The organism is Paenarthrobacter sp. YJN-D (assembly GCF_015040335.1).
Taxonomy (GTDB): domain Bacteria; phylum Actinomycetota; class Actinomycetes; order Actinomycetales; family Micrococcaceae; genus Arthrobacter; species Arthrobacter nicotinovorans.
Genome location: NZ_CP053549.1, coordinates 689,732 through 701,393, shown reverse-complemented (window position 1 = coordinate 701,393; position 11,662 = coordinate 689,732). Strand labels below are relative to the sequence as shown.

Annotated in this window: 10 protein-coding genes; 6 read left to right on the top strand and 4 right to left on the bottom strand. The window is 62.5% G+C overall.

The genetic code is table 11. The features are described from left to right. Nucleotides 1-834: an undecaprenyl-diphosphate phosphatase gene (locus tag HMI60_RS03270; RefSeq protein WP_039241297.1), complete on the bottom strand. Its 834-nt coding sequence runs from the start codon at nt 832-834 to the stop codon at nt 1-3. Nucleotides 835-886: 52 nt separating this feature from the next. On the opposite strand from HMI60_RS03270, the gene HMI60_RS03265 reads away from it, so the two are divergent. Further along, nucleotides 887-1,819 (top strand): aldo/keto reductase, encoded by a 933-nt coding sequence (locus tag HMI60_RS03265; RefSeq protein WP_193590556.1) that lies wholly within the window; start codon nt 887-889, stop codon nt 1,817-1,819. 5 nt (nt 1,820-1,824) lie between these two features. Here HMI60_RS03265 and rfbA read toward each other — a convergent pair whose 3' ends face one another. Further along, nucleotides 1,825-2,691: a glucose-1-phosphate thymidylyltransferase RfbA gene (gene rfbA / locus HMI60_RS03260; protein WP_026267147.1), complete on the bottom strand. Its 867-nt coding sequence runs from the start codon at nt 2,689-2,691 to the stop codon at nt 1,825-1,827. Between the two features lie 47 nt (nt 2,692-2,738). Here rfbA and rfbB point away from each other — a divergent pair, with 47 nt between their 5' ends. From rfbB to HMI60_RS03235, 5 genes are all read left to right on the top strand, one after another. Continuing rightward, entirely contained in the window at nt 2,739-3,743 is a 1,005-nt protein-coding gene (rfbB, locus tag HMI60_RS03255) for a dTDP-glucose 4,6-dehydratase (RefSeq protein WP_179128358.1), read from the top strand. Nucleotides 3,744-3,746: 3 nt separating this feature from the next. Then, complete coding sequence (locus HMI60_RS03250; protein ID WP_193590555.1) at nt 3,747-5,165, top strand: bifunctional dTDP-4-dehydrorhamnose 3,5-epimerase family protein/NAD(P)-dependent oxidoreductase; 1,419 nt, start codon at nt 3,747-3,749, stop codon at nt 5,163-5,165. Between the two features lie 105 nt (nt 5,166-5,270). Then, the gene (locus HMI60_RS03245) at nt 5,271-6,599 is read left to right on the top strand and encodes a hypothetical protein (RefSeq protein ID WP_193590554.1); all 1,329 of its coding nucleotides are present in this window, start codon (nt 5,271-5,273) and stop codon (nt 6,597-6,599) included. 224 nt (nt 6,600-6,823) lie between these two features. Continuing rightward, nucleotides 6,824-8,731 carry a WecB/TagA/CpsF family glycosyltransferase gene (locus tag HMI60_RS03240; protein ID WP_193590553.1) on the top strand — a complete coding sequence of 636 codons (1,908 nt, stop codon included), beginning with the start codon at nt 6,824-6,826 and terminating at the stop codon, nt 8,729-8,731. Further along, nucleotides 8,731-9,567 (top strand): glycosyltransferase, encoded by an 837-nt coding sequence (locus tag HMI60_RS03235; RefSeq protein ID WP_110504648.1) that lies wholly within the window; start codon nt 8,731-8,733, stop codon nt 9,565-9,567. The genes HMI60_RS03240 and HMI60_RS03235 overlap by 1 nt, the downstream gene beginning before the upstream one ends. 41 nt (nt 9,568-9,608) lie before the next feature. On the opposite strand, the gene HMI60_RS03230 is transcribed toward HMI60_RS03235, so the two are convergent. Beyond that, nucleotides 9,609-10,913, bottom strand: coding sequence for an O-antigen ligase (locus HMI60_RS03230; protein WP_110504647.1), 1,305 nt, complete (start codon nt 10,911-10,913; stop codon nt 9,609-9,611). Nucleotides 10,914-10,944: 31 nt separating this feature from the next. Then, nucleotides 10,945-11,661 carry a hypothetical protein gene (locus HMI60_RS03225; protein ID WP_018777629.1) on the bottom strand — a complete coding sequence of 239 codons (717 nt, stop codon included), beginning with the start codon at nt 11,659-11,661 and terminating at the stop codon, nt 10,945-10,947. Nucleotide 11,662 lies beyond the last annotated feature (1 nt).

The following is an 11,662-nucleotide window of genomic DNA, read 5'->3' as shown; positions in this document are numbered from 1 at the left end:
CTAGGCACTGATCACACCGAAACCGAGCAAGACATACAAGGCCAGCCCGAGAAGGATGCGGTACCAAACGAAGAGCCGGTAACTCCGCGTGGACACGAATTTCAGGAACCAGCCAATGATGACGTAACCCACAACGAAGGCAATGACGGTGGCCAGGGCCGTTTCGGGCAGGCCGTAAGGTCCAGCCAAACCTTCATTCGAGACTGTCTTGTACAGCTGGTAGAGCCCACTGCCGAACACGGCCGGTATGGCGAGCAGGAAGGAATAGCGTGCTGCTGCTTCACGGGTATAGCCCATGAGCAGGCCGGCGGTGATCGTGCCGCCGGAGCGTGAGACGCCCGGGATCAGGGCCATGGCCTGCGCGAAGCCATAGAGAATGCCGTGCTTGTAGCTCAATTGCGTCAGGTCGCGCTCCTGCCGCCCCACGGCGTCGGCGACGGCCAGAATCATGCCGAAGACAATCAGCATGGTGGCCACAATCCACATGCTGCGGAGCACAGACTCGATCTGGTCCTGGAACAACAATCCAAGAACGATGATGGGCAGGCTGCCAAGAATGACCAGCCAACCCATGCGGGCATCGGGGTCGTTTCTTTCCACCTTGCCCGTCAGCGAGCCAAACCAGGCCCGCACAATACGGACGATGTCGCGCCAGAAATAGACGATCACGGCGGTCTCGGTTCCCAACTGCGTAATGGCAGTAAATGCCGCCCCGGGATCGGCTGCATTCGGAAGGAATGAGCCGACGATCCGCAGATGCGCGCTCGAGGAAATCGGGAGGAATTCGGTGAGGCCCTGCACAAGGCCCAGCAAGGCTGCTTCTATCCAGTTCACGTGAATAGACCCTACGTCATGAAGACTGGTAACTGCCCGTAAGCTAGCAGCTATGCAGCAGCGTTATGTCGGGAACAGTGGGTTCCGCGTGTCCTCCTTGTCCCTCGGAACCATGTCATGGGCCCAGGAGACCGATGAGCAAGACGCTGCCGAATTGCTCCTCGCATTCGTTGCCGCCGGAGGGACGGTTGTGGATACGGCAGCTTCCTACGCGCAGGGCCAGGCCGAGGCAATGCTGGGTTCCATGCTCGGCGATGTTGTAGCCCGTTCCGAGGTGGTGATCTCCACGAAGGCCGGCGTGTCGTCATCAGAAAAACGCCGCAGCATCAACGCTTCCCGGGGCGCGTTGCTTTCTGCCCTGGATGCGAGCCTGGCGAGGCTCGGAACGGACTATATCGACATCTGGTTCGCCCAGGAATGGGACCCGAACGTGCCCCTGGAGGAGACCCTCTCCGCCCTGGAATTGGCCCAGCGGAGCGGGCGGGCGCGCTACGTGGGCATTTCCAACTACAACGGCTGGCAGACGGCCAAGGCAGCGGCCGTGGCCGGATTCACGCTGGTGGCCAACCAGTCCGAATACTCACTGGTCAACCGCAAAGCCGAAGAAGAACTGATCCCTGCCGTGGAGGACGCAGGCCTTGGCTTGATGGCCTGGGCCCCGCTGGGACGTGGTGTGCTCAGCGGAAAGTACCGCGGACAGATTCCCGCTGATTCCCGCGCAGCGCAGGGCAGGCTTGCCGGTTACGTTGAGCCTTATCTGGAACCCCGGGAGTCCCGGGTCGTGGAAGCGGTGTCAATGGCCGCACGTGGTCTGGGCCGGTCACCGCTGGATGTCTCATTGAGCTGGCTGCTTTCCCGGCCGGGGGTTTCCTCCGCGGTCGTGGGACCCAGGAACGCTGTCCAGCTCAAGGAATTGCTGGACGCGCAATTGTCCGTGCTCCCAACGGAGATTGCCAGGGCCCTGGAGGACGTTTCGGCAGCCTAGCGCTGTCAGCGCCGGTCCAGGATGTCCAACAGGTAGCTGCCGTAGCCGCTTTTGGCCAGTTTCGCGGCTTGCCGGCGCAGTTCGTCGTCGGTCAGGTATCCCATCCGCCACGCCACCTCTTCCGGGGCCCCGATTTTCAAGCCCTGCCTGTTCTCGGTGGTCCGGACGTAGTTGGATGCATCGTTGAGGTCGCTGAAGGTTCCCGTGTCCAGCCAAGCTGTACCCCTCGGGAACTTCTGCACATGCAACCGTCCAAGTTCCATGTACTTGCGGTTGATGTCAGTGATTTCCAGCTCTCCGCGCGGAGACGGCTGAAGGTCTTTTGCCATGGCCACCACATTGTTGTCATAAAAGTAAAGGCCGGGAACCGCGTAGTTGCTTTTGGGCACGGCAGGCTTCTCTTCAATGGAAACAGCCAGGCCGTCGTCGTCGAATTCCACCACGCCGTAAGCGGACGGGTCCTTGACCCAATAGCCGAAAATTGCACCGCCGTCGACATCGGCATAATGCCGGAGCTGGTTGCCCATGCCGGGGCCATTGAAGATATTGTCGCCGAGGATGAGCGCCACTTTGCCGCTGCCGATGTGTTCCTCGCCCAGGATGAACGCCTGGGCGAGTCCATCGGGAGTGGGCTGACGGGCGTAACTCAGATTTACGCCGAATTGCGAGCCATCCCCCAGGAGATTTTCGAATTGATGGCCGTCGGCAGGCGTAGTGATGATCAGGATGTCCCGGATTCCCGCCAGCATCAGGGTGCACAGCGGGTAGTAAATCATCGGTTTATCAAAAACCGGAACCAATTGTTTACTGATGGCGAGCGTAATCGGATGAAGCCGGGATCCTGTGCCACCGGCAAGAATAATTCCGCGCATCTAGCTGTCCTCTCCCGCTGCACATCACCGTCCATGACGGTTACGCTATGGCCATGCAGAGAATCCTTGTCACCGGCGGGGCCGGATTCATCGGATGCAATTTTGTTCACTTCATCATGGAGCACACCGGCCTCCATGTCACGGTCCTGGACAAATTGACCTACGCCGGCAACATGGAATCCCTGTCGGGGCTGCCGTCCGGCCGTTTCGATTTTCAAAAAGGCGATATCTGCGATGCCGGCGTTGTGGACGCGCTGACATCCTCGGTGGACGCCGTCGTCCACTTCGCTGCAGAATCGCACAACGACAACTCCCTGGCGGATCCACGTCCGTTCATGGATACCAACCTGGCGGGAACCTTTACTCTCATCGAGGCTGCCCGCCGGCATGGAACACGCTTCCATCACATCTCCACGGATGAAGTGTATGGAGACCTGGCCTTGGACGAACGCCGCAAGTTCACTGAAGACTCCGTTTACCGCCCGACGAGCCCCTACTCGGCCACCAAGGCAGGCTCGGATATGTTGGTGCGGGCATGGGTGCGTTCGTTCGGCCTGAAGGCGACCATCAGCAATTGCTCCAACAATTACGGTCCCTATCAGCATGTTGAGAAGTTCATTCCGCGGCAGATCACGAACATCCTGGACGGCGTGCGCCCGCGGTTGTACGGCCAAGGATTGAACGTCCGGGACTGGATCCATGTGGAAGACCATTCCTCCGCGGTTTTGACCATCCTTGAACGTGGCCGGGTGGGTGAAACCTACCTGGTCGGGGCAGATGGCGAGCGATCGAACCGCGAGGTAGTGGAAATGCTCCTCGCCCTCGATGGACAACAACCTGACGCCTACGACCTCGTCAAGGACCGGCCCGGGCACGATCTGCGTTACGCCATCGACTCCACCAAGCTGCGCAGGGAACTCGGCTGGACGCCCCGGTTCTCCGACTTTGCCTCCGGCCTGGCAGAGACCGTGCAGTGGTACAGAAGCAACGAAGACTGGTGGCGTCCTCAGAAAGCGGTCACGGAGTCAAAATATGCAGGTCAAGGGCACTAGGCCGTGGACCCGCGGGAACTGGCTTCCACTCCGACTCCGATCCCGGGGTTGGTGCTTTTCGAACTCCCGGTCCATACCGACAGCCGCGGTTGGTTCAAGGAGAACTGGCACCGCAGGAAAATGCTGGCTGCCGGACTGCCGGACTTCGGGCCCGTGCAGAACAACATATCCTTCAACGCCGTACGCGGCACTACGCGGGGCATCCATGCCGAGCCGTGGGATAAGTTCGTCTCCTTGGCCTCCGGTCGTATTTTCGGGGCCTGGGTGGACCTCCGGAAAGGACCGACTTTCGGTGTCCTGTTCACGGCGGAGTTGACGCCTGGCCAAGCCGTGTTCGTGCCCCGTGGCGTGGGCAACGCCTTCCAGACCCTGGACGCCGACACCGCCTACACCTATCTCGTGAACGACCATTGGAGCCCTGAGGCCCAGCAGAACTACACCTTCCTGAATCTTGCCGACGAACAGGTCGCTGTTCCCTGGCCGATACCCCTCAGCGAGGCCATCCTTTCGGACCAGGACAAGAACCACCCGCGGCTGGCCGGCGTCAGTCCGATGGAGAAGCGGCGCACGCTCGTGCTGGGGGCCGGCGGCCAATTGGGCACCGCGCTCCGGCAAGCATTCGACGGCGACACCACCGTGGACTTCGCCGGCCGCCGGGACTTTGACATCACCAGCGAGGATTCCTACCGGTCAGTGAACTGGCGCGATTACTCCACGATCATCAACGCCGCGGCATTTACCGCGGTTGACGCTGCCGAAAGCCCTGAAGGCCGTGCAGCTGCCTGGACAATCAACGCAGCCGCCGTATCCCGGTTGGCGGCCACCGCCGTCGACCATTCTCTAACCCTGGTCCATGTATCCAGCGATTACGTCTTTGACGGGACCGTCAAGCCTCACCGGGAGGACGAACCCTTCTCACCTTTGGGTGTGTACGGACAGAGCAAGGCCGCCGGTGACATCGCCGCGGGTACCGTGCCGCGGCACTACATCGTCAGGACCAGTTGGGTGGTCGGCGACGGAAAGAACTTTGTTCGGACCATGGCCGGCCTTGCTGCAAAAGGTGCATCACCTGCAGTGGTCGATGACCAGTTCGGACGCTTGAGCTTTGCCGAGGACCTCGCCGCAGGGATCCGGCACCTGCTCGACTCCCGGGCCCCGCATGGAACCTACAACCTCAGCAACAGCGGCGGCAATCAGAGCTGGGCAGATGTTGCTGCGGACGTCTACCGGCTGTGCGGAGCGGACCCGCGCCTGGTGCGCCCGATCAGTACAGCCGAGTACAACAAACCGGAGATGGCACCGCGGCCGGCCAACAGTGTCCTGGACCTCGGCAAAATTTCGGCAGTGGGCTTCGCTCCCCCGGACGCCTCACAGCGGCTGGCCGATTATCTCCAACACACGACTCGGCAAAGGCCCTCCTGAACGCGGCCCGCACCAGGAGCAATTGACGACGGCGGGTTACGGATTCGCGAAGCTGGTGCCATCCTTTGAGGTACTCATCATTGGGTTGCGGAAGAAGATGACGCTATGCGGGTTCGCTACTTCACCACGATGGCCTTGACGTTTGGCCTGCTGTTCTGGGCGAGCACGATACCTGGCACCGTACCCAGGACAGCTGCTCTTCCGCAGCCGGACCCCACGGCAGCCCCCGTGGAAGCAGCGGACGCTCTCCACGAGCTGCCCAGGATTCCATGGGAAGGCGGACCGGCGTACTGGCGACAGTTTGCCAAGGCAACCGCAGCCGGCTGGAGCGATCCGTCCTTCTTTCCCATCGCGATCTGGTACGGGTCCCCTGGCAGCGATGCGCAACTGGCCTACGACAAATCGCTGGGCATCAACACTTACGTCCAAGGGAACCCGGACGCGTCCAGTGCAGCCATCTCCGCGCACGGCATGTTCACTCTTTTCGCGACCAAGGACGCACCGGCCGGCTGGGACCGGCAGGTGGGGAGCGTCCTGGACGACGAAGTGGACGGCAGGTATGACCCCGTAGCCGGGCTCGCCCACATGAAGCAGTTGGCAGCCCAGCATGATCCCGCAGCCACGGGCAGGTTCACCTACGCGAACTGGACCTCGGGGATCATCACCTATGACGTGCCCATGCAGTTGTCGATGGACTACTTCAGCACTGCGAACGTGAACTCCGTGGACCAGTACTTCTACGCCGTCCCTCAATGCGATTGGGGCGACGGGACGCTCAGGTGGCGGACGCCCAAGGAACAGAATCCCATCGCCCCGGTGATCTGCCGCACGGCCTCGAGCTACGGCAAAATCATGCAGCTCCAGCAGGAAATCAATGCCGCGCGGGGCGTACAGGCCCCGCTCTGGGCTCTGCCCACTGTGATCAGCACCGGCGGTTCCACAGGCGGTTACAAGCAGTTGGGCCCCGAGCAAGTCCAAGCCCAGGTGTGGGCGTCGATCATCCATGAGGCCCGGGGCATCGTGTGGTTCAGCCAGTCCCCGGACCAGCAAAACGTCAACGATTGCATCAGCGGCGACGCTTTCCAGGACGCCCGGATACACAGCGCTGCCTGCTTGAAGGACCAAGTGGCTGCAGCGGGGGTCGTGAACCATGCCATCACTTCATTGGCGCCAGTCATCAACACCCAGTCCTACGTTTGGGATTTTGGCGAGGGGACCGACACGATGCTCAAAGCCAAGGACGGAAGTGCCTATATCTTCGCGATGACGGACGACGGGCTCACCGGAAGCAGGACCTTCACGCTCCCGGGCGGGATCACCGGGTCCACCGTGGAGGTGTTGGGCGAGAACCGGTCGATTCACATCCAGGGCGGGAAATTCACGGATGCTTTCCCGAACGAATACACGCACCACGTCTACCGCATCGCGCTTTAAGGCGCGTACTGTCCCGGCAAAGGCCGCCCAGGGCTCTGGCGGACTCCGGAAAATCGTCCTAAAGTAGCCCTACGGCAGCCTCTGGCAGGAGGCCGGGAGACAACTCAAGTGAACATGTCGATGTGGCGGCGTTTGTCCGCCATCCACGATCCTGGCAGTGCAGCAGCCACGGATCGTGGGCCACATGGTTATGCCTTGAGCTTGACCCGAGCCTGGAGCCAAGAATGCTGCTACCCAAAGTCCTGCCCACCCGAAGTGCCCTCCACGGTGCAGTCCGCCACCGCCCCCTGACAAGCGGGCTCAGTGGCCGCAGCCTCCTGCTACAGAGGCCGATGGACGACGGCGGGACGCCCGCCGCCACGTCCCCGGAGCGCTGGGTCAATCTTGGCGGCGTCCCCGTAAAGCTCATGGAGTTCGACCCGGCAATTCAGGAGATCCTGGGCAGGGCTGGCGATACCGGCGCACGGCCCCTGGGAGTGTGCTCAGCCAATTTGGACCACATACGTCATTTCGGCTCCGGGAGCCGGTGGGAGGAGACCCTGGAACGGTCCCGGTCCCTGGAGTGGTTGACGCTTATCGACGGCGCCCCGCTGGCTACCGAGGCCCGGCGCCTCACCGCACGGACATGGCCGAGGCTGGCGGGCAGCGATCTCGTGGACCCTTTGTTGGATGAGGCAGAACGAAGGGGCCTCAGTATCGGGTTCCTTGGCGGGTCGGTTCAGACCCAGGAACGGATACGGGCCAAATTCGAGGTGGAACGGCCAAAGCTTGCGGTCACTGGATGGTGGGCACCGCCACGGAGCACTCTTGGGGATGACCACGCTTCCCGGGAGCTGGCAGCAATGATCGCGTTGACAGCCCCTGACATCCTGATCGTCGGCTTGGGAAAACCCCGGCAGGAACTTTGGATATCAGAGTACGGAGCCCTGACCGGAGCCAAGGTACTGCTGGCTTTCGGAGCGGTGGTGGACTTTCTGGCAGGCCACATCCGGCGGGCCCCTTCATGGGTGAGTTCCAACAGCCTTGAGTGGGCTTGGCGGCTTGCGTTGGAACCACGCCGGCTTGCCCGGCGGTACCTCGTGGAAGGCCCGGAAGCCTATGTGCGGTTGCGCAGGGACAGCGGCTTATCCCTGCCGTCCAACAGGTCCTTGCCTTCCAGGGATGTCCCGGAGCGTGCGCCCAGCCGCGCTCCGGGGTCTTTCCTCCCTGCCAGGGCTGCAGCCGATGTCGCCGTCGTCGTCGTCACTTACAACAACGAGGACGATATCGGGCCCTTGGTCCGGGGCCTGCGGAAGGAGGCCTTGGGCCAGTCGATCAAGGTGGTGGTGGCCGACAACTCCCCCAACGACCACACGCTTGAGGCGCTGGCACAATTTCCCGACGTCATTGCCATAAAAACCGGAGGGAACCTCGGATACGCCGGGGGCATCAACGCCGCACTTTCAGAAGCCGGAGAAGCGGCCACCTACCTCATCCTCAATCCCGATCTCCGTATCGAGGAGGGTGCCATCAGTGCAATGCGCAGACGCATGGTACGGTCCGGCGCCGGGATGGTGGTGCCTGTCCTGCTGGACGACGACGGGAGCGTCTACCCTTCGCTGCGCCGTGAGCCGGGAATCCTGCGAGCGCTGGGTGACGCCGCGCTGGGCAGCCATGTGAGGAAACGCCCTGGGTGGTTGTCCGAGATGGACTTTGATGAAGAGAGCTATTTGCACGGGCATCGGGTTGAGTGGGCAACGGGTGCGGCGCTTTTGCTGGATGCCGGTGCGGCTAAGGCCGTGGGAGCCTGGGATGAACGGTTTTTCCTGTATTCGGAAGAGACGGACTACTGCCACCGTATGCGGGAGGCGGGGTATTCCATCTGGTTTGAGCCTTCCGCGCGGATGTGGCATCAACGCGGTGGGTCCGGGGCTTCGCCGCAGTTGACTGCCTTGATGTCTGTGAACAGGGTCCGTTATGCGGAGAAGTATCTTGGGCCGGGTCGGGTCATGGCGTTTCGCGGTGCCGTTCTCGCCGCTGAGGTGGCCCGGTTGGGAAAGCCGGGTCATCTGGAAGCTGCCTGGGCAGTGGCCAGCCGACGGCGGTGGGATCGCCTGCCGCATGCCGTACGCAATGTTGGCGGGGTCCTCTGATGGTGGGGGCTTTCCCCTCGGGCGCTGTGATTATCCCCGCCCATAATGAGGCTGCCGTCATCGGGCGTACCCTTGGGTCGCTGCGGGAGGTCATTGGGTGGGGCACGGTGGATGTTGTGGTGGCCTGCAACGGCTGTAGCGATGGGACGGAGGCGATCGCGTCCCAGTGGCAGGGGGTTTCGGTACTTCAGGTGCCGGAGGCGTCAAAGACGGCAGCGCTCAATGCCGGCGACCAATGCACCCGGTTGTGGCCCCGCCTCTATCTGGACGCGGACATTGAGGTCAGCGCCACGGCCCTTGCTGAGGTATTTGCAGCGTTGCAGGATGGGACCTTGTTGGCTGCCCGGCCGGCCTTCCGATACGACACACAGGGCGCTTCTGCGCCTGTCCGGGCTTACTACCGTGCCCGCAGCAGGATCCCGGGCAATGTGCAGGGTCTGTGGGGTGCTGGTGCCTATGCCCTGAGCCGCTCAGGGCATCTCCGTATGGGGGTCTTTCCTGCGCTCACGGGTGATGACTATTTCGTGGACAGGCTCTTTGATGAGCAGGAGAAGGCGGTTCTTGCTACGGAGCCGGTGGTCGTCCGGACGCCCAGGACCTCTGGCGCCTTGTTGGCTGTCCTGCGGCGAACGTATCGGGGAAATGCCGAGCAGGATGTGGTGACTGGTGGGGCGTCGTTGTCACGGACCGTGCGGCAGTTGCTTGCCTCGGTGCGTGGACCGCGGACGGCTTTCGATGCGGCCGTCTATGCGGTGTTCGCGGTGGCGGGTCGTCGTCGTGCCGGGGTCTCCGGCACCTCTGCTCCTGTGTGGGAGCGGGATGAGAGCCGCCGATAGACGGTTGCCCTGCCTTGAACCTGTCCCAGCTGTCTCCTGTCTCAGCTGTCCCCTGAGGTTGCGGCTTTCTCCTGGATCTGTGCCTCCGTTGTTTCCCTGCGCGATATGCGCCATAGCGCCCCGGAGATGCCCAGCATAAGGAACAGGAGGCTGGCTGCCATGGGGAAGGCGAAGGCGTCGAAGAATCCGAAGGCCAATGCGGCTGCGGCGACGCTTGCAAGGACTGACTGGCTCGTTTGGCGCAGTTCGTTGTCCCTGGCCGACTTCCTGGCCTGCCAGGCGCAGAGGATGCCGGCAAAGACCAGCAGCAGGAAGGCGATCAGGCCTGCTACGCCGAGTTCGACCAGGAGCCCCAGGTATTGGTTGTCAACGATGACGTACGCGGGGAGGAAGGTGCCGAAGCCACGGCCCAACAGCAAGTTCTGGCTCGCCATTCCGAAGGCGGTGGAGTAGCCGTTGGTTCTTGAACTGATGCTGGGGTCGTCGGTCCCTATGGTGAAAAGGCCCAAGAGTGTTCCGATCATGCCTGGCGTCACTACGTAGATCACTGCCACCAGGAGGGCTGAAACCATCACGGCCTTCCGCCGGAGCTGTTTGGGCCATACCGGCAGGAGGATGAGGAAAGCCAACGCCATGCAGATCAGTGCGGCCCGGGAGACGGAGAGCATGGCAGCTACGGATATCAGGCCAACGGGGAGCCACCACAGCAGCCGGCGCTTGGTGGTGTCGTTGAGGGCGAGGGTGATTGCTATCGGCAGCGAGGTGGAGAGGACTACCCCGTATTCAAGGGGATGCAACGACATGCCGGCCGCGCGGACAAAGCCTCCCCGGGAATCGATGTTTGCCAGCTCCGAGCTGACGCTGAGGCCCGGTATCCTGATCCATTCGATGAGGGACGAGCCGGTGGCGAACTGGAGCAGGCCCAGCAATGCTGTCAGTCCCCCGGCCAGGGCGATCCTGCGGAGCAGCGTCCTGACGCTTTCGCGGGTTGTCAGGCCGTCAGTTGCTATGAGCAGGATCCCGGCCCATCCTGCGAGCCGTAGGAGGCCCGCGTCTGCGGGGCTGGCTTCGCTTTCCGGCAATCCCCTGACCATGGCGTAGGCGTAACTGGATGCTGCGACGAGGAGGAAGGCTGCCAGTGCCACCCGCAAGGGATGCCACCGCCTGATTGATGGTGTCGTGCGGCGCAGCTGGTGCAGGATCCACCACGCGAGGGCCAGGAGGGCGAAGAGCGTGCTTGGCCGGCCGATGGACCCCAGGGACGCTATCACCATGTTTGACGGCAGCGCACATGTGAGCACCAGGTAGATGGTGAGGAACAGGGGCGCATCGGACTTCCGGGCCACCCCCTGGATGCCGTCTCGATGTAGTAACCCGTTAGCCCGGTACACGGGAGGTCACCTTTGCGTGCGGGATGTCGGGACGTTGGACGCTTGAGCCGCCCTTGTGCAGGATTCTGCGGCGACGGGGCCGTGAATCAACAATGACTGCGGCCAGGATGGAAAGTGTGGCGGCTAGGCCAACCCAGAATACTGCGCCTTTGACGCGGTTGAGTTGGGTGCCTCCGCCGAACACGATCTCAGGGCTGGACGGCGACGTGAGGGTGGTGATGAGGGCTTGTTGGACACCTGCCTCCTGCTGGAGGGCCAGGGAAGCGTCATTGATGCCGTCGACAACGTTTTGGAGCACGTCCTTCACCTTTTGTGCGCTGGAGTCGACCACCTGCACGGATAGGACCGGCCATCGGAAGCTCTTGGCCCATTGGCCGCCGCTGTTGAGCAGGGTCACTGAGTAGCCGTGCCGGACCCCGGCACCATAAAGGGTTCCGCTGGAGAGCGTGAGATCCACAGATGCTGAGTCGTAGTTGACACGTCGCTCCACCATGGCCGCGAAGTCCACCAGCGACGCGTAGTCGTCACCGGGTATCCAGTAGGCCGGTTCGCGGTCCGGAGCGACGAACGTGACTTCCGCCTTGGTCCAGTAGACAGGCTCAGCGGACCGGACCGCGCCCAGGGACGCCAGTCCGATGGCTATCCCGATGGCGACGATGTACCAGCGCCTGCCCAGGATACGGAGAAGGATGGCTGCGGTCATG